General features: G+C 40.9%; 21 protein-coding genes and 1 riboswitch. Of the genes, 15 read left to right on the top strand and 6 right to left on the bottom strand.

Annotation, left to right across the window (positions count from 1 at the left end):
- Positions 1–8 precede the first annotated feature (8 nt).
- On the top strand, positions 9–545 hold the full coding sequence (locus ACQVGS_RS14795) for a 1,2-dihydroxy-3-keto-5-methylthiopentene dioxygenase (protein ID WP_101860644.1): 537 nt from the start codon (positions 9–11) through the stop codon (positions 543–545).
- 40 nt (positions 546–585) lie between these two features.
- Here the strand turns inward: ACQVGS_RS14795 and ACQVGS_RS14790 are convergent, their stop codons facing one another.
- Positions 586–906 (bottom strand): YkvA family protein, encoded by a 321-nt coding sequence (locus tag ACQVGS_RS14790; RefSeq protein WP_095713434.1) that lies wholly within the window; start codon positions 904–906, stop codon positions 586–588.
- A 202-nt stretch (positions 907–1,108) separates the two neighbouring features.
- On the opposite strand from ACQVGS_RS14790, the gene spo0E reads away from it, so the two are divergent.
- Both spo0E and ACQVGS_RS14780 read left to right on the top strand, forming a co-directional pair.
- Positions 1,109–1,366: an aspartyl-phosphate phosphatase Spo0E gene (gene spo0E, locus ACQVGS_RS14785; protein WP_024121169.1), complete on the top strand. Its 258-nt coding sequence runs from the start codon at positions 1,109–1,111 to the stop codon at positions 1,364–1,366.
- Positions 1,367–1,452: 86 nt separating this feature from the next.
- Positions 1,453–1,884 (top strand): hypothetical protein, encoded by a 432-nt coding sequence (locus tag ACQVGS_RS14780; protein ID WP_400152350.1) that lies wholly within the window; start codon positions 1,453–1,455, stop codon positions 1,882–1,884.
- Between the two features lie 27 nt (positions 1,885–1,911).
- On the opposite strand, the gene kinD is transcribed toward ACQVGS_RS14780, so the two are convergent.
- Entirely contained in the window at positions 1,912–3,432 is a 1,521-nt protein-coding gene (kinD, locus tag ACQVGS_RS14775; RefSeq protein WP_081638293.1) for a sporulation kinase KinD, read from the bottom strand.
- A gap of 193 nt (positions 3,433–3,625) precedes the next feature.
- On the opposite strand from kinD, the gene mhqR reads away from it, so the two are divergent.
- Complete coding sequence (mhqR, locus tag ACQVGS_RS14770) at positions 3,626–4,063, top strand: MarR family transcriptional regulator MhqR (protein ID WP_024121172.1); 438 nt, start codon at positions 3,626–3,628, stop codon at positions 4,061–4,063.
- A gap of 39 nt (positions 4,064–4,102) precedes the next feature.
- Here the strand turns inward: mhqR and motB are convergent, their stop codons facing one another.
- From motB to clpE, 3 genes are all read right to left on the bottom strand, one after another.
- On the bottom strand, positions 4,103–4,888 hold the full coding sequence (gene motB / locus ACQVGS_RS14765) for a flagellar motor protein MotB (protein ID WP_024121173.1): 786 nt from the start codon (positions 4,886–4,888) through the stop codon (positions 4,103–4,105).
- A complete protein-coding gene (gene motA, locus ACQVGS_RS14760; protein WP_024121174.1) occupies positions 4,860–5,675 on the bottom strand; it encodes a flagellar motor stator protein MotA in 816 nt (271 codons plus the stop codon). The genes motB and motA overlap by 29 nt, the downstream gene beginning before the upstream one ends.
- 361 nt (positions 5,676–6,036) lie before the next feature.
- A complete protein-coding gene (gene clpE, locus ACQVGS_RS14755; protein WP_400152347.1) occupies positions 6,037–8,136 on the bottom strand; it encodes an ATP-dependent protease ATP-binding subunit ClpE in 2,100 nt (699 codons plus the stop codon).
- A gap of 364 nt (positions 8,137–8,500) precedes the next feature.
- Between clpE and ACQVGS_RS14750 the strand changes: the two genes are divergently transcribed.
- The 9 genes from ACQVGS_RS14750 to ACQVGS_RS14710 all read left to right on the top strand — a co-directional run bounded on the left by ACQVGS_RS14750 (position 8,501) and on the right by ACQVGS_RS14710 (position 15,776).
- Complete coding sequence (locus ACQVGS_RS14750) at positions 8,501–9,541, top strand: YkvI family membrane protein (protein WP_101860648.1); 1,041 nt, start codon at positions 8,501–8,503, stop codon at positions 9,539–9,541.
- Positions 9,542–9,753: 212 nt separating this feature from the next.
- A riboswitch (PreQ1 riboswitch) is annotated at positions 9,754–9,798 on the top strand.
- Between the two features lie 128 nt (positions 9,799–9,926).
- Complete coding sequence (gene queC / locus ACQVGS_RS14745; protein ID WP_106020396.1) at positions 9,927–10,586, top strand: 7-cyano-7-deazaguanine synthase QueC; 660 nt, start codon at positions 9,927–9,929, stop codon at positions 10,584–10,586.
- A gap of 1 nt (position 10,587) precedes the next feature.
- Positions 10,588–11,028 (top strand): 6-carboxytetrahydropterin synthase QueD, encoded by a 441-nt coding sequence (queD, locus tag ACQVGS_RS14740; RefSeq protein ID WP_400152345.1) that lies wholly within the window; start codon positions 10,588–10,590, stop codon positions 11,026–11,028.
- On the top strand, positions 11,021–11,752 hold the full coding sequence (queE, locus tag ACQVGS_RS14735) for a 7-carboxy-7-deazaguanine synthase QueE (protein ID WP_106020395.1): 732 nt from the start codon (positions 11,021–11,023) through the stop codon (positions 11,750–11,752). Before queD ends, queE begins: the two co-directional genes overlap by 8 nt.
- Before the next feature lie 17 nt (positions 11,753–11,769).
- Positions 11,770–12,267 (top strand): preQ(1) synthase, encoded by a 498-nt coding sequence (gene queF, locus ACQVGS_RS14730; RefSeq protein WP_003218613.1) that lies wholly within the window; start codon positions 11,770–11,772, stop codon positions 12,265–12,267.
- 487 nt (positions 12,268–12,754) lie between these two features.
- A complete protein-coding gene (locus ACQVGS_RS14725; RefSeq protein ID WP_105955534.1) occupies positions 12,755–13,954 on the top strand; it encodes a DUF3880 domain-containing protein in 1,200 nt (399 codons plus the stop codon).
- An 11-nt stretch (positions 13,955–13,965) separates the two neighbouring features.
- Positions 13,966–14,181, top strand: coding sequence for a LysM peptidoglycan-binding domain-containing protein (locus tag ACQVGS_RS14720; protein WP_106020393.1), 216 nt, complete (start codon positions 13,966–13,968; stop codon positions 14,179–14,181).
- An 85-nt stretch (positions 14,182–14,266) separates the two neighbouring features.
- Positions 14,267–15,202 (top strand): glycosyl hydrolase family 18 protein, encoded by a 936-nt coding sequence (locus ACQVGS_RS14715; protein WP_106020392.1) that lies wholly within the window; start codon positions 14,267–14,269, stop codon positions 15,200–15,202.
- A gap of 283 nt (positions 15,203–15,485) precedes the next feature.
- Positions 15,486–15,776 (top strand): DUF3219 family protein, encoded by a 291-nt coding sequence (locus tag ACQVGS_RS14710; RefSeq protein WP_127695351.1) that lies wholly within the window; start codon positions 15,486–15,488, stop codon positions 15,774–15,776.
- A gap of 120 nt (positions 15,777–15,896) precedes the next feature.
- Here the strand turns inward: ACQVGS_RS14710 and ACQVGS_RS14705 are convergent, their stop codons facing one another.
- A complete protein-coding gene (locus ACQVGS_RS14705) occupies positions 15,897–16,082 on the bottom strand; it encodes a YkvS family protein (RefSeq protein ID WP_003232446.1) in 186 nt (61 codons plus the stop codon).
- A gap of 164 nt (positions 16,083–16,246) precedes the next feature.
- Between ACQVGS_RS14705 and ykzS the strand changes: the two genes are divergently transcribed.
- Positions 16,247–16,441 carry a protein YkzS gene (ykzS, locus tag ACQVGS_RS14700; protein ID WP_010334023.1) on the top strand — a complete coding sequence of 65 codons (195 nt, stop codon included), beginning with the start codon at positions 16,247–16,249 and terminating at the stop codon, positions 16,439–16,441.
- 297 nt (positions 16,442–16,738) lie between these two features.
- Positions 16,739–17,368, top strand: a complete 630-nt coding sequence (locus ACQVGS_RS14695; RefSeq protein WP_095713425.1) for a cell wall hydrolase — start codon at positions 16,739–16,741, stop codon at positions 17,366–17,368.
- The last annotated feature ends 36 nt before the right edge of the window (positions 17,369–17,404 follow it).

Raw genomic sequence — 17,404 nt, 5'->3', positions numbered from 1 at the left:
AACCGCAAATGGCAACAATTCGAATTCATGATGATGCAAATACAACGATTGAAAATCAAGAGGAAGTGGCAAGCTTTCTGGACAGCCAAGAGGTGATCTATGAGCAATGGGATATCGCCAAGCTCCCTGAACAGCTTTCAGAAAAATATGCCCTGTCTGAAGAAGAAAAACAGCAAATTCTTGACACCTTCGACGCTGAAATTAAAGATATCTCAGCCCGCCGCGGCTACAAAGCCCAAGATGTTATTTCTTTGTCTGACGCAAATCCGAAACTGGATGAACTGCTTGAAAACTTTAAAAGAGAACATCACCATACAGACGATGAAGTCCGTTTTATTGTAAGCGGACACGGAATTTTCGTCATTCAAGGCAAGGACGGCACATTTTTTGATGTCCGTTTAAACCCTGGAGATTTAATCTCGGTACCTGAAAATATCCGCCATTATTTCACGCTTCAAGAGGATCGAAAAGTTGTGGCGGTGCGGATCTTTGTAACATCTGAAGGCTGGGTTCCGATTTATGAAAAAGACAGCGTGAACCAATAAGAAGAAAAAGCCCCGTCCATAAAGGCGGGGCTTTTTCTTCTTATCGTAAACGCCATTCTTCGTATTGGGACATTTCTTTTTTGACCAGCGTCCAAATCAAACCGAGAACGGCAGCATCGTCAAGAATTCCTAAACCGAGCACGAAGTCCGGAATCATATCAATCGGCATGATGATATAAAAGATAGCAGCTGTCAGAAGCAACAGTGTTTTAATCTGTGAACGGGGATAGTCACCGTTTCGCCAATCGCGAAGCATTTGACAAAAGATCGTGATATGATTGATTAATTTTTTGCGGGTTTTCCTTTTCAGAATAGCTTTTCCGCCTGCCGCACCGAGCATTATCGCTTTTTTTTTCTTCATTTAGCATTCCTCCTGCCTGCCGGTGTGTTTAAGATGGTCTTCGTCTGGGTATTGTTCTTCTAATCCTATCAATATATCTATTATAAATGAAAAATTAAGTTATTTAATAAAAATATGTTTACAAATAAAGTATAATCTGTAATAATGCACAATAACCCAATCAAACTTGTTTCCTATTTCTTAGCGGCGAGGGGTGAATTGAATGGGCTGTTCTTCTGAACAAGAAAGATTGCTGGTGTCTATTGATGAAAAAAGAAAGTTAATGATAGACGCCGCTAGTAAGCAGGGATTTACAGGGCATGACACAATCAGGCACAGTCAGGAGCTGGATTCTTTAATGAACGAATACCACCAGCTCATGCAAGAAAACGAACATTCCAAAGGAATTCAAGGCCTTGTGAAGAAATTAGGCTTGTGGCCCCGAAGAGACGTCATGCCTGCATATGATGCACATAAATAGCGGCGCTATCTGATGCATATATAAAGAGAGAGCTTTTCAGAAGCGCTCTTTTTTTCTGGGAAAATTTCATACGAAAGAGGGAACTGATGAAAGAACTGGCGGTAGTCATTACTGAAATGATAAACCAATTTCATGATGCTTTTATTTCGATATGCGGGATGCTTGGCATTCAATTAACCGACAAAGAAATGCATTTTTGGGTAATTGGAATATTTGGCATCTCCTTTTTCGCTGTCACTCACGCTGTATTTACATGGCTTTCTAAATGGAGCTTGACGGCTTTGTCCTTTATCTATACCGTAACGATCATCATTGTTATCGTATTTGCAATTGAGATTCAGCAAAAAGTGACCGGACGGGGAAATATGGAGTTTTTAGATGCGACGGAAGGGTTAAAAGGCTTTTTGGTGTTCTTTTTCATCTTTTTGCTTTTGAAAATGCTTTTGCGTTTGATTCGATTCTTCTTTTCAGGAGGAGCTGTAAGCAAGGAGAATGAAAATACCCGTTCACGAAAATAAATAAGCCCTCCTGAGACTGTCAGGGGGCTAGGAAGAGGAGACGGGGAGGGTAATGGTAACCTCGGTTCCTCTTCGTACTTCACTTTCTATATGAATGGAACCTCCGTACATCAGCACGATCCGTTTACATACGACTAGCCCGAGGCCGGTTCCTTTTTCTTTAGAAGTGACAAATGGAAGAAAGATATGATCCAGCATTTCCTGTGATATCCCTTCACCGTTATCCATCACTTTTATAATGGCCTTTTTATCAACTGCTCCTAAGGAAATTGTGAGTTTGCCACCTTCCGGCATAGACTCAAGGCCATTTTTCGCAACATTCAAAATGACTTGTTTAATATGATCTTTTGTACATTTTACTTTTAGAGGTTTATCAGTTAAAAATGTTAACTCTACCTCCACATTATATAAATTTCCTTCAGAATAGATGATCGGCATAATTTCTCCGATAATATCCTGAAGCGAGTTAAGCTCCCATTTCTCAGCTGTCGGTTTTCCGAGAACTAAAAACTCACTCACAATTTGATTGATACGTTTAATCTCCTGGTCGATAATTGAAAAATACAGCTGGTCTTCTTCACCTTTATATTTCTTTTGCAGCAGCTGAATAAAACCGCTTATGCCGGTGAGCGGATTGCGGATTTCGTGAGCCGTGCTGGCAGCAAGCGTTCCGATCAGCTCTAATTTTTGCTGCTCATTTTCCGTGCGCTCCAGCTGGGTCCGCCGCTTCAGCAAATAATAAAGTACTAGAATAAAAAGAATATTCAGCAAGACTATAATACAGGAAAGAGGAAGCACAAGGCTTTTACTCAGCTCCTCTATTGTGACAGGATTCGGATATACTTTCATATTCCAGCTGATATCATCAAGATAACCGCTGACAGGTTTTTGATCTCTTGCGTGAGAAGCCTGTCCGCTTGAGAAAATCATTTTGTTATTTTCGTTCACAACCTCAATATAGACATCAGGGCTCAGCAAGTTAATCAGGTTTTGCAGATAGTCAATTTGTATAGCTGCCACAAGATAATCTGTGACATTTTTCTTTTCATCCAGCACGGGAACACAAATTGTAAAAATCGGCTGGCCTGTGATCCTGCTTGAATAGCTGTCTGTAATGACAGTCTTTTTTGTTTTTTTCGCTTTTGTAAAAAAGGATCTGTCGGCCAGATTGACTTTAGTTTTTAATTCTGTTGCGCTGGCAGTGACATCTCCTTTAGCATTGAGAAAATAAAGACCGGAAAACCTTGGTTCGGAATCAAACGTTTTTTCCAAAACAGTTTTCATTTTATTCATATCTATCGGTCTGTCGATAGCGATAGACAAGGACGTCATTCTCGCTTTTGTTTCCCCGATTAAATAATTTATTTTGTTGCGGTGAAGGTTCAGCATAACACTGGCTTCTTGCTTATGTTCTGCAGCTATTGTTTCTTTTTCTTTTTCATAGACGAAAAAGCTTATGACGAGTGCCGGAATCACTACTAGTGCAATATAAAGCTTAATTCTCCCGCAGGCGCCTTTTAGTATTTTCAATTTGCATCGCTCCAACATACACCTGATTAGAGGTATTATATCATTGTTTCTTCTTGTTTAATAAGAAAAAATAACCAAAATAATTAAGAAAAAATATGTTGTTCACATGAATAATAAAAAAGAAGAGAAATATTGGAAAGATTTTTATTGACATTTCGGTATTTGTTTATTAATGTTTCTCTGTAACGGTTTCTAAAAGGATGATTGAGACATGACAGAAAAATCACTGAAGTTATTTATCGTGCTGTCACGCGCGTATCGGTCTATTAATGATCATATGAATAAGCATATTCATAAGCATGGACTGAATCCTACTGAATTTGCTGTGCTGGAGCTGTTATATCATAAAGGTGATCAGCCGCTGCAGCAGATAGGGGATAAAATACTCTTGGCCAGCGGGAGCATCACCTACGTCGTAGATAAGCTTGAGCAAAAAGAGCTCCTTATTCGGAAAGCGTCGCCTACAGACAGACGAGTAACATTTGCACAAATTACCGAAAAAGGCATCAGTCTTTTGGATGATATTTTCCCTGATCATGCAGCTGAAATTGATGAAATGATCAGCGTATTAAGCGAAGAAGAAGTTGAAATGTGCACTGAAATGTTAAAAAGAGTAGGATTAAACGCAAAACAGTTTCATAATAAGTAAAAAAAGGAAGCCTTGTGATAGATCAGGCTTCCTTTTTTACTATTTTTCATTTGTTTCCGCTGCGCCTCTTGGCAAGATGAGAACCTCAACCCGCCTGTTTTTGCTTCGGCCTTCCGCAGTTTTGTTGGAGGCCACCGGTTTATACTCACCATAGCCTTTGGCACTAAACACTTTGGCATCGAGCTTAGGGTTCTCAATCAGAAGCCCCATGAAGTTTACGGCTCTCATCACACTTAAATGCCAGTTGGACTGAAATTCTGAATTTCTAATCGGCATATTGTCTGTATGTCCGCTGATAATGATGTTTCTCGGCGGATTAATCACAAGAAGGTTTGAAATCTCTTTTGCAAGCGGAATGTCTTCCTGGCGGATGGTCGCTTTTCCTGAATCAAAGAAGATGCTGTCTTTAATCGTGATCAGCAGGCCTTCCTTAGTCATCTTTGTTTCCAGCTGATGCTCCAGCTTTTTATTTTTAATGAACTTTTCCACCTGGCTCTGCACGTTTTTAAGTTCTTCTTGATCAGCTGCTTTTTCCTTTTCTTTCTTGTTTTCCTTTTTCTCTTCTTTTTCCTTTTCCACTTCGTCGATTCCGTCTGACTCATTTTTAGGAGGGGTGACGCTGGAATAATCCAATACGCCGGTCCCGCCTGTAAAGACTTCATTAAATGATTTTGAAAGCATTTGAAATTTAGCTGCGTCAATCGAGCTGCTCGCGTACAGCACAATAAACAATGCTAGGAGAAGGGTAAGGATATCGGCGTAAGGAACCAGCCATGATTCATCAACGTGCTCGTCCTCATGCTTCTTCTTCTTTTTTCTCGCCATTTTGCGCCTCTCCTTCTCGTTCTGCAAATTTCAAACGGTCCTTCGCAGGAAGGTACATTAAAAGTTTCTGCTCGATCACTTTCGGTGCCTGTCCTTCTAAAACGGACAGGACGCCTTCAATCATAATTTCACGGAGCTTGACTTCCTGTTTTGACTTGCGTTTTAATTTGTTTGCAAAAGGATGCCATAATACATATCCCGTAAAGATACCGAGAAGAGTGGCTACAAAGGCTGCACTGATGGCGTGACCAAGCTCATCTGTATTGTCCATATGAGAAAGTGCGGCGATCAGTCCGATAACAGCACCGAGCACCCCAAGTGTCGGCGCGTAAGTTCCCGCCTGTGTAAAAATAGCGGCTCCGGCCTGGTGTCTTTCCTCCATCGCTTCAACTTCTTCAGTCATGATATCTCTGATAAATTCTGCGCTTTGCCCGTCAACAGCCATGCTGAGACCGTTTTTCAGAAACGCGTCATCTACATTTTCAATACTTGCTTCCAAAGCCAGCAGGCCTTCACGGCGTGCAAGCTGAGCCCATTCAGAGAACATAGGAATGAGTTCTTCTATTGTCAGCTGTTTGTTTTCTTTAAATAGCACACGGAACAGCACAGGCACTTTTTTGATTTCTTTCGTTGGGAACGCAATGACTACCGCTGATATCGTTCCGGCGATGATAATTAAAATGGCAGCGGGATTTGCAAGAGCAGCGAAACTGACGCCTTTCAGAACCATTCCCACACTCAATGCAACAAAAGCAAGAATAATACCGATAATCGAAGTTTTATCCATAATTTTCACCAAATCCTTTTTTACTAGCTTGTCTATGGTTAATATCGGTATCAGTGTCTGGAACTTTAGGGACATTGTGAAATTGTTCATGAAATATTCAAGGAAGATACATAGAAGGGAGAAATAAACAAACGCAGGCTTTTCAGCAGGGGAAAGGCCGCGGGTTTTGACGTGCGTATCTGATTCTCTAAAGTGCTTTCGTATAACAATAGAAATAAATATTCATCATGTTCCATCCCTCTTTATGAAAAGTGTAAAGAAAGAAGGAGATGAGCGCTTCAGGGGATGGAATGACATGTTCTCGGACGAGAGAAGGATTTCACATAAAAAGCGGCTTCCCTAAAAAGGAAGCCACTGATTTTTATTTTGCCTGAACTTTGATGTTATCATTTTCTACTGTGACGTGAAAACTTGCAATCTCGTTATTGTCAAGCAGCAGATCAGTCATTTCGTCCTCAACCCATTCCTGGATCGTTCTTCTGAGCGGGCGCGCACCGAATGAGGGATGGTAACCCAGCTCAGCGATTTTTTCTTTCGCTTCATCTGAAACACTCAAGCTGATGCCGCGTTCTGCCAATGTTTCTTCCAGTTCTCCAAGAAGAAGGCTGACGATTTTGACCAGATGCTCTTTTTCAAGGGAACGGAATTCGATGATGCTGTCAAATCGGTTGAGAAACTCAGGTTTAAAGAACATGCTGAGTGAATCAATTAATGTTTGTTCTTCAATCACGCTGTCTTCTGATTGGAAACCGACTTTCGTTTGTTTTTCACCAGTGCCTGCATTGCTTGTCATAATGATGACGGTGTCTTTAAAGCTTACGGTTCTGCCTTGGCTGTCCGTTAAGCGGCCGTCCTCCATAATTTGCAGGAACATATGCTGAACATCTGGGTGCGCTTTTTCAATCTCATCAAGCAGCACGATGCTGTATGGATTGCGGCGCACTTTTTCCGTTAATTGTCCGGCTTCCTCATGACCGACGTATCCAGGCGGTGAACCAATAATTTTCGATACGGCATGTTTCTCCATGTATTCACTCATATCGAGACGGATAATGGCATCTTTCGTACCGAATAATTCATCCGCCAGGGTTTTAGAAAGCTCTGTTTTCCCTACGCCGGTTGGTCCGACAAAGAGGAAGGAGCCGACTGGTCTGTTTTTTGATTTTAAGCCGGCGCGGCTGCGTCTGACCGCTTTTGCCACTTTTTGAACAGCCGCTTCTTGTCCGATGACGCGTTTGTGAAGCTTTGCTTCAAGCTCTTTCATTTTTGTTTGCTCATCTGCCTGCAGTTTTCCCACAGGAATGCCTGTTTTTTGTTCTACGATATCCTGAATGTGCTCAGCTTCCACTGTGACGGCGGAATGTGAAGAAGAGCTGTTCAGTTTTTTCTCCAGTGCGATTTCTTCATCACGGAGTTTTGCTGCCAATTCGTAATTCTCTTCTTCCAGCGCTTTTGTTTTTTCTGCTTCAATTGCAGTCAGCCGTTCAGCTGCATCTTCATCATTCAAATCATCAATTAACAGGTTGGCTTTAGATCCAGCTTCGTCTAATAAATCAATCGCTTTGTCCGGCAGATGTCTGTCCTGAATGTAGCGTGATGATAAAGTGACACAGGCTTTCAGTGCTTCATCGCTGAATGTCACGCCATGGTATGCTTCGTATTTGTCTTTAATTCCTTGCAGAATGCTGATCGCTTGTTCAATTGTAGGCTCCTGCACCATGACAGGCTGAAAACGTCTTTCCAGCGCAGCATCTTTTTCAATTTGGCGGTATTCTTTCAGTGTTGTCGCTCCGATAACCTGCAGCTCGCCTCTGGCAAGAGCGGGTTTGAGAATGTTACCTGCATCCATTGAGCCTTCGGCAGAGCCTGCCCCAACGAGAAGGTGAATTTCATCAATGAAAAGAATGACATTTTTGCGCTCTTTCAGCTCAGTGATCAGCTGTTTCATTCTTTCTTCAAATTGACCTCTGATGCCAGTGTTTGCAACAAGGGATGCGACATCAAGCAAGTAAAGCTCTTTGTTTTTCAATTTATTTGGAACAGCGCCTTCAGTGATTTTTAAAGCGAGCCCTTCTGCAATTGCTGTTTTCCCTACACCAGGCTCTCCAATCAGAACCGGATTGTTTTTGTTGCGGCGGTTAAGAATCTCGATCACACGCGCAACTTCTTCATCACGGCCGATGACGGGATCAATCAGACCGGCTTTTGCGCCGTTTGTAATATTTTGCGCCAGTTCATCAAGCAATCCTTTTTTCTCGCTTCGCTTAGCTGCGCTTTGTTCTTTCGGCTGGAATGCTTGTTCAAACGGAAAACCGAAAGATTGAGGACCCATGCTCATTGAAGGTTTACGGGTCAGTTCGTGATAGCAAGTTTCACATAAAACCATTTGTTTATGAACGGAATTTATTTGCATGTTAAGGCGAATCGTCGCCTCGTTTTGATGACAGTGTTGACAACGCATTTGCCAAAACCTCCTTATAAAATTTGATCATCTTTGACCAATTGGTTTAGAAAAAAGGCCGATTCCTTTGACCTTCTTTGACTATTAGTATACGCCAGATTCTCTGGCTTTCAAAACCATTTGCTCAAAGCAGTCTTGTTTTTGACTAACTTTGACCAATGAAATAATATAAAAAGACGGCTGGTTTGACCTTCTTTGATGAATAGTATACTCTGACCTTTTTTGACTTTCAAGGCTTTTGCTCAAAAATATTTTTGAATTGTTTACACAGTAAAACATGTTTTGTTCGTCTTTTCAAGGAACTTGTCTCATAGGCTATAAAAAGGCTAAAAGGACAATACTGCGGTTGGTTCGGAGGGGAGAAATGGAACAATCAAAAGGGTCTGCACATCAGCTCGCTTTTGTGTATGTAGGCACAGTCGTCGGAGCGGGATTTGCAACTGGCAGGGAAATTGTTGAGTTTTTTCTGAAGTTCGGCTGGTTCGGATTGCTTGGTATTATTATAAGCGGCGGGATGTTCACGTTTTTAGGCGCAAAGCTGATGATCATTTCAAAGCGAATCAATGCCAAGTCCTATCAGGAAATGAATATATACTTGTTCGGGGCGGCTGCCGGACGGATTATCAATGTCTTTATGCTGTTCGTTCTTCTCGGTGTCACATCTGTCATGCTGTCGGGGGCAGGAGCGCTTTTTGAGGAACAGCTTGGGATGTCCGCTCAGGTTGGAATGCTGATCACAATTGGATTAAGTTTGATTGTGATGACAAGAGGAGTAAAAGGCATTTTCGGTGTGAATGTGTTTGTTGTACCGCTTTTGATTATCTTTTCTATGATTGTGGTGGCCGATTCATTTATTTTCAGTGAGACGCGAAATACAGCTCAGTGGGTGTGGCCGCATCGATGGGACTGGCTATTATCAGCAGTGTCGTACGGAGCCTTGAATTTATCGCTTGCCCAGGCTGTTTTGGTGCCGCTGGCGAATGAAATGTCTTCGGAACAGGTGATAAAAAAAGGCGCTTTCATCGGCGGTACAATGCTGACAATTGTGCTTTCCGCAAGTTTTTTGTCTTTGTCGATGCTCCCGGATGTATTTTTGTACGATATTCCGATGGCTCAAGTGGTTTACCTCTTCGCGCGATCTGTACATTTGATTTATTTGTTGATTATATTCGGCGAAGTGTTCACATCGGTGATCGGAAACCTTTATGGGCTGGAAAAACAAGTGAAGAGCTTTCTTCCTATAAAAAGTAAATATATTTTTGCCGCAATAATGATTACGGCTTATATCACGAGTCAAATCGGCTACGGCAAGCTCATTTCAACCATTTACCCACTGTTTGGCTATGTGAGCTTGGCTTTCATAGGCGCTTTGGTCTGTAAAAAGCTCCCCCGGCGCAGTTTGTAATCACAATATTGAAACATATATAATAATGAAGCAAATGTTTATGTTAGACCCTGCGCCAGCCGAAACGGATCTTAATTAGGTATTTTCGCTGTGTAAAAGGATCAAGGCGGAAAAAATGAGACAGGCTTTTCGGCTATCTTTTTTATTGTCAATAAAAACAACATTATGGTAAGATAGCAGAAGTGAAAAATTGAAGAAAATCCGTTCGATATGCGGGAGAGGTTCTAGCTACACCCTCTATAAAAAACTAAGGACGTGCTGTATCCTTGGATACGGCCTTTTTTATGTTTTTCTAGAGCACCTTTCCAAAAAGGTGTTTTTTTATATTTAACAGTTGTAGCGATGTCTCTCGCCGAGATTTTTATAGCGGAGAAGGAGAGGAATCATGAAAAAGGAAAAAGCAATTGTCGTATTCAGCGGCGGCCAAGACAGTACCACATGTTTACTGTGGGCGTTAAAGGAATTTGAGGAAGTGGAAACTGTAACTTTTCATTATAATCAGCGTCATTCGCAGGAAGTTGAAGTGGCGAAGGGGATTGCGGATAAGCTTGGTGTGAAAAATCATTTGCTTGATATGTCACTTTTAAACCAGCTTGCGCCTAATGCCCTGACGAGAAATGATATAGAAATTGAAGCAAAAGACGGCGAGCTGCCATCAACATTTGTTCCAGGCCGTAACTTAGTATTCTTATCTTTTGCGTCTATCCTGGCGTACCAAATTGGCGCCCGCCATATTATCACGGGCGTTTGCGAAACTGATTTCAGCGGCTATCCTGACTGCCGTGATGAATTCGTTAAATCTTGCAATGTGACGGTTAACCTGGCCATGGAGAAGCCATTTGTGATTCATACACCGCTCATGTGGCTGAATAAGGCGGAAACGTGGAAGCTTGCAGATGAGCTGGACGCGCTTGATTTTGTGAAAAACAACACGCTTACATGCTATAACGGCATCATCGCAGACGGCTGCGGCGAATGTCCGGCATGTCATCTTCGCTCCAGAGGCTATGAAGAATATATGGCGATGAAAGGAGAGCGGGCATAAATTGTTATCTCAAATATATCCACAGGTCCAGCATCCTTATTCATTTGAATTGAATAAGGACATGCAAATTTCTGCTGCTCATTTTATTCCGCGTGAAAGTGCGGGAGCGTGCAGCAGGGTTCACGGGCATACGTATACCGTAAATATTACCGTTGTCGGTGATGAGCTTGACAATTCCGGCTTTCTCGTGAATTTCAGTGTGCTCAAAAAGCTGGTTCACGGCTCCTATGACCATACGCTTTTAAATGATCATGAAGAATTTTCTAAGGACGACCGGTATTCACTGCCGACAACTGAAGTCGTGGCGAAAACGATCTATGACAAAGTGCAGGCTTATTTAAACACACTCGAGAATAAACCAAGCTGTGTGCAGGTGTTTGTCCGTGAAACACCGACCAGTTATTGTGTATACCGTCCGAAAAAGGGTGGTTTGAATGGCTAAAGGAATTCCTGTATTAGAAATTTTCGGCCCGACGATTCAAGGGGAAGGCATGGTGATCGGACAGAAGACAATGTTTGTCCGCACGGCCGGCTGTGATTACTCCTGCAGCTGGTGTGACTCCGCCTTCACTTGGGACGGATCTGCTAAAAAAGATATTCGCTGGATGACAGCCGAGGAGATTTTTTCAGAGCTTAAGGAGATTGGGGGAGACGCGTTTTCCCACGTAACAATCTCCGGCGGAAACCCGGCGCTGTTAAAACAGCTGGATGCTTTGATAGAACTGCTGAAGGAAAACAATATCCGTGCAGCTCTCGAGACACAGGGGACAGTCTATCAGGATTGGTTTACACTGATCGATGATCTGACGATTTCACCAAAACCGCCAAGCTCGAAAATGGTGACGAACTTTGATAAGCTGGATCACATTTTGACATCACTGAAAGAGAATAACAGACAGCATGCTGTCAGCTTGAAGGTTGTCATTTTTAATGATGAAGATCTCGAGTTTGCCAAAACTGTACACAAACGCTACCCGGGGATACCATTTTATCTGCAAGTCGGTAATGATGATGTGCATACGGCAGACGACAAACCACTCATTGCACATTTGCTTGGAAAATATGAAGCGCTCGTTGATCAGGTAGCTGCCGATGCGGAGCTGAATCTTGTCAGAGTGCTTCCGCAGCTGCATACCCTGTTATGGGGCAACAAACGAGGAGTTTAATAGAAAGGAAGATAAATATGACGACAAGAAAAGAATCAGAATTAGAAGGTGTAACACTGCTTGGCAACCAAGGAACAAACTATTTATTCGAATATGCGCCGGACGTGCTCGAATCCTTCCCGAATAAACATGTAAACCGTGATTACTTTGTAAAATTCAACTGCCCTGAATTTACATCTTTATGTCCGAAAACAGGGCAGCCTGACTTTGCAACAATTTACATCAGCTATATTCCTGATGAAAAAATGGTGGAGAGCAAATCACTAAAACTGTACTTGTTCAGCTTCAGAAACCATGGAGACTTCCACGAAGACTGCATGAACATCATCATGAATGACTTGATTGAATTAATGGACCCGCGCTACATTGAAGTATGGGGCAAATTCACGCCAAGAGGCGGAATTTCCATTGATCCGTACACAAACTACGGAAAACCTGGCACGAAGTATGAGAAAATGGCCGAGTACCGTATGATGAATCATGACTTGTATCCGGAGACGATTGATAATCGCTAATGAGAACCCACACTAAGTCCAATAAAAGTGTGACCTAGTGTGACTTTTATGCAGTGAAAAGTTGATATTGCAGAGGTAATTTAAGACGTACAAATGTGTACGTCTTTTTCTTTTATGCAAAAATCAATATATTAACGTAAGTTTTTTGGCAGAAAGTCTAGCTAAATCAAAGGAAAGTATTTTGTAGATCGCTTTCTTTTCTGTGGGGCATCCGCACAAGCTATTAAATGATGATTATAATTTTTATTTCTCATTATATATGGATGGCGTATCCGGCAATACCGAAAGTATTTTTCAGCTTCTGTTATATTTTTTCGTGTCGACGAGAGAAACGATTATTTTTCGTTCTCTTAGAATGTAATTTTTCAGGAAGCTATTACGTCATCTCATATCTGAACGTTTTGTATAGACTAGTACCGTCACAAGTTATATTACAAATACATACCAATAAGTAGACATTAAAAAGTGAAAGAGAGGACGAACATGTGTGAAAATTCTTTTTCTAGAGAGTCATCCTATGTGGCTCTATGGTTTACCGAATGGGTTTAGTGAAGCAGGCCATACCGTAATGATTTCGGGCCCTGTAAGTCGGGAAAATGTTACTGAAATGATAGAAGAATTCAAACCAGATCTAATCGTATCTATGGGTTGGACACCAGAGCATTCAAGGGAAAAGCAAGCCTGGATCCGCAATGCTACTAAAAAGGTGAAGATCCCCCTCGTTTATTGGGCAACTGAAGACCCGCTGCACACTCAAAACTTTACTATCCCGTTAATTAAAAAGATGAAACCGGATTTTGTTTTCACCGTTACACCTTCTCTATGTAAAACTTATGAAAGGATGGGGATAAAAGCGGCTCATTTAGACTTTGCATATCACGAAAGTATACATCATCAGATTAAACCATTGGACAAATATAGCTGTGATATAGCGGTGGTGGCTAATGCTTACCCTAATTTTCTTGAAGAACATCCGGAAGTGTTCCGCTCGTCCTCTTTAAAAACGCTTATTCGTCCTCTCATACAAAATGGTATTCGCATTGATTTTTGGGGGAAAAATTGGGAGAAAATGAGCAAACATATAGGAAGAGAAATTCCCCGGAATTGGATTCATGGATACCTTGATTATACTGAAGCATATAAAGTTTACAGTTCAGCAAAAATCATTCTCGGTTTGCAAAACTGTGAAAGCCAGCTTACGCAGCGCACCTATGAGATTCTTGGTTCCGGAGGGGTTTTATTGACATCGGATACACCAGCAGTTCGAGGTAAATTCAAACCTGGCCGCGATCTCATCGTTTCATCTTCCCCAAAAGAAACATTTGAAAAGGTTAAATACTATTTGAATCATGATAGCGAGAGAAAGAAGATTCGGATAAACGGTAAAAAGGCTGTAAAGAATGATTCCTATCGGCATAGAGCTGAGAGAATGCTTGAGGTGCTAAAAAGCAGAGGAATCTTAAGAAACCTAGAGGAAACCATTCATTATGTTGATGTTCTCAAAGAAAATTACGTGATCCATCATGTTGCTCCCGGTGAAACATTAACGAAAATCGCCATAAAGTATAAAGTTTCCCTTCAGCAAATCATGGAGCTAAATCATTTCAAATCAGATCAGATATATGCGGGACAAATCATTAAGATTAGAAAGAAACGGTCTAGAGATGTTAAAAATAAATTTTTCTAAAGGAGAGTAATATGAATGAAGGGGAAAAAACCAAAACAGAAGTGAAAAGAACGCCTCGTTATATGGAATTTCCCGTGACATATGAAGTATATTGTGTGGAATCCGGCGATACATTATGGACGATTTCAAAATCCTTTAATATTCCGGCACAACAACTTATGAATCTTAATAAGCTTTCTTCAGATAGAATTTATCCCGGACAAATGATAAAGATAAGAGAAAGGTAATTTATGAGGTTTCGGAAACGAAACAAATTGAAATGGTCAATTATTTGTTAAAACTTGATATCTCTGAGAATGAAGGGGTTATGAGATGTTTCAAATGAGCTATTTCTATTCTGGATTAGGTTATGGTATTATTCATCACGTTGATCAAACGAACGGAGTATTAAAAGTCGTGTCTCCTGACTTTTTCTATATCAGAAAAAATGGATCACTACTTCTCCGTTCAGCTAATCCTGATGTGATTAAAGCTCTTCATAGAAGAAAATTAAAAGTAGTTCCTTTTTTAAGCAATCATTGGAATCAGGATTTGGGTCGAGTTGCGTTAAAGAAACGAGTGGTTTTGGCTAAACAAATTTCTAATGCAATAGAAGAACTGGATCTAGACGGGGTCAATATCGATATAGAAAACCTTACAGAGAAAGATCGGCAGGCATTTACGGATTTCGTTAGATTAGTAAGAAAAGGTATTCCTAGGCACAAAGAGGTATCAGTTGCAGTGGCAGCAAATCCTTTTGGCTGGACGAAGGGCTGGCACGGATTATATGATTATGAGAATTTAGCTAAACATGCGGACTATCTAATGGTTATGGCCTATGATGAAAGCCGCCTTGCTGGGCCTACTGCAAGTGTAGGATGGGTGGAAAAGTCCATTCAATATGCTCTAGCCCAAAAAATCTCTCCCAAAAAACTGGTTTTAGGATTGCCTTTCTATGGCCGTTGCTGGATGCAAAACCAATCTAACTCACAAGCCATTTCACTTTACCTTGTTAACTCATTAGTAAAAAGGCATAACGGTACAATTATTTTTGACATAAAGAGTCAGTCTCCAAAAGCTGTTTTTACGATCAAACACGATAAGAAGGATCTATTACCTCCAGGAACATATACATTATGGTTCGAAAATGAACAGTCACTCAGAGCAAAAATAAAACTCGTTCAAAAATATAACCTAAAAGGTCTTGGCAGCTGGAGTCTTGGACAAGAAGATTCGTCAGTCTGGAATAGAGTGTTTAAAAATATATAAGCGGAGGCGGTTAATAATCGTTAATATAGTTTCTCCTGCGGAATGCAGGGGATTTTATACATAAAAAAGACGAGTGAATCCGGGGGGGAATGCCACTCGTCACCTTCTAATGAAAAGACGGGATGCTGGATGGCAGCTCGTCTGTTTTATTATAAAATATCGAACGTATGTTTGTAAAGGCGTCTTTTTTAAAGAAATGGTTAAAATAATGCTCAGAACAGATTCATTGTAAATGTTAACGGCGTTATGTTAAGATGCATGAACTGATAAGGAGTGATACAAAGTGAAAACATTGCGTTTAAACGATGTCACGTTAGAAATGTCAACATATCAAGAAGAGAGCGAGCCGAAGCGGAAAATTGCCTTTACCTTACACGTTACCAGTGAGACTTATCATGATATCGCTGTGCTGTTATATGAAAAGACATTTAACGTCGAAGTTCCGGAACGAAATCTTGCCTTACGCGGTGAAATCACAAATTATTCAACGTCATTGACCAACCTGTACGAAGCGGGAGCCGTGAGTGAATTTTATATCGAAATAACGGAAACAGACACGAACGCCGATTCATAATCGGTGTTTTTTATGTAAAAAAGCTGCCGGCCGGCAGCTTTTGAGAAAGCTAATTTGATATGTAAGGTGTTTAATTGTTCGTCTTGCAGTTTTTGCGAATGCGTGTGGATGAAGGAGGATTTAATAGGAGTCTCTGATGATCTTGTAATTTTTATGATTAACAACAGTCAGTGAATCTAGCTCAAGATCCCGATAGTTATCCATAATGGTAACATCTACGATAACAGAATTCTCATTAACTTTTTCAACAACACCGGTTAATCCGTTTTTAAATTCAATGACGTTTCCGACCTTAGCGATTTTCACAAGCTTCCTCTCCTTTAAACATAATAATTCCTTTTGAAAGTATTAAACAGTATTTTTATTGAGAAGTAAAGCGATAAGGAGTTTTATCGTCCTAAGGAATTGTCCTGGCGCAGGAAAAATGATATATTGATTTTCGTTCAAAGATTGAAAAGGGGGAGTTTTGATTGCGTCCCGAAGACATAACAGAACAGATTGAACAGCTTCGTACTGGTGAAATAAAAGAATTGAGAGTCCAAAAAGAACACTTTCTTGATTTCAGGGCCGTTTTATCGAAACAGGACGATTTTAAGCATTTCCGAGGCATTGCCCAGCAAGGCGGAGATGTGGTGTTTCAATATTTAGAACAGCCAAGAAGCTAAAAGGTTTCTCATAAGTGAGAAGCCTTTTTATCATATATGACAGAACGCCAGCCTTTTATTACAAATGATGTAACAGACGTAAATAAAATGTAAAATTACAAAAATGGATAAATATTCCTTTAAATGACAAGATTTATAGAAAATCACGCTGTTTTTTTGCCATTAATCAGTGCGTCACCCGATATATTCCATCCTGATACCTGTTTGGGAGAGTTGGAAAATCTTTTTCCGTGAAATTGATTTGATCTCTTGTTAAGGTTATGAAGTGTTTTTTGAGCACTTTAAGGAGGAAACTGTATGACGACAAAATTTACTGCGCTAGCTGTTTTTCTTCTTTGTTTCATGCCTGCTTCGAAAATTGAACATACACAAGCTTCACTACTGAACACAAAGAAGACAAAACATGAAGAAGCTAAGCTGCTTACCCATATAAATCATGACACAGACACATCTTTCTCTTCACTGTCTGCTGATGAGGACAAGAAAAAAATAAAGCCGATCAAGCTATCAGCGAACACTGAAAAGAAAGAAAAAGAACAATCAGAGAAAGCGAATGAGAAGAGAGAAACTTATTCTGAGTCTGAAAAAGAATTGCTTTCCCGACTCGTTCACGCAGAGGCGAAGGGCGAATCCTATGAAGGCAAGGTCGCTGTTGCAAGCGTTGTGCTGAACAGGACGGATAAGAAGGGCTTTCCCGATACAATCAGAGGGGTTATTTATCAGAAAAATGCCTTTGAACCTGTCGCAAACGGAAGCATTAATCAAGAGCCAGACAAAGAATCAATTGAGGCTGTTGAAGAAGCGATGTCATCTAAGGACAGAGAAACAGAAGCCCTTTTCTTTTATAACCCGAAAACGGCGTCAGATGACTGGATTCGCTCAAGGAAAATCATTGAAAAAATCGGCAGGCATGTCTTTGCCATATAAGCATAGAAGAGACCATTCGTCTCAGCTGTGCTTTTT

The sequence above is a fragment of the Bacillus sp. SD127 genome, assembly GCF_058566445.1.
Note: the sequence above shows the minus strand (reverse complement) of the source record. Positions and strands in the feature narration are given on the sequence as shown.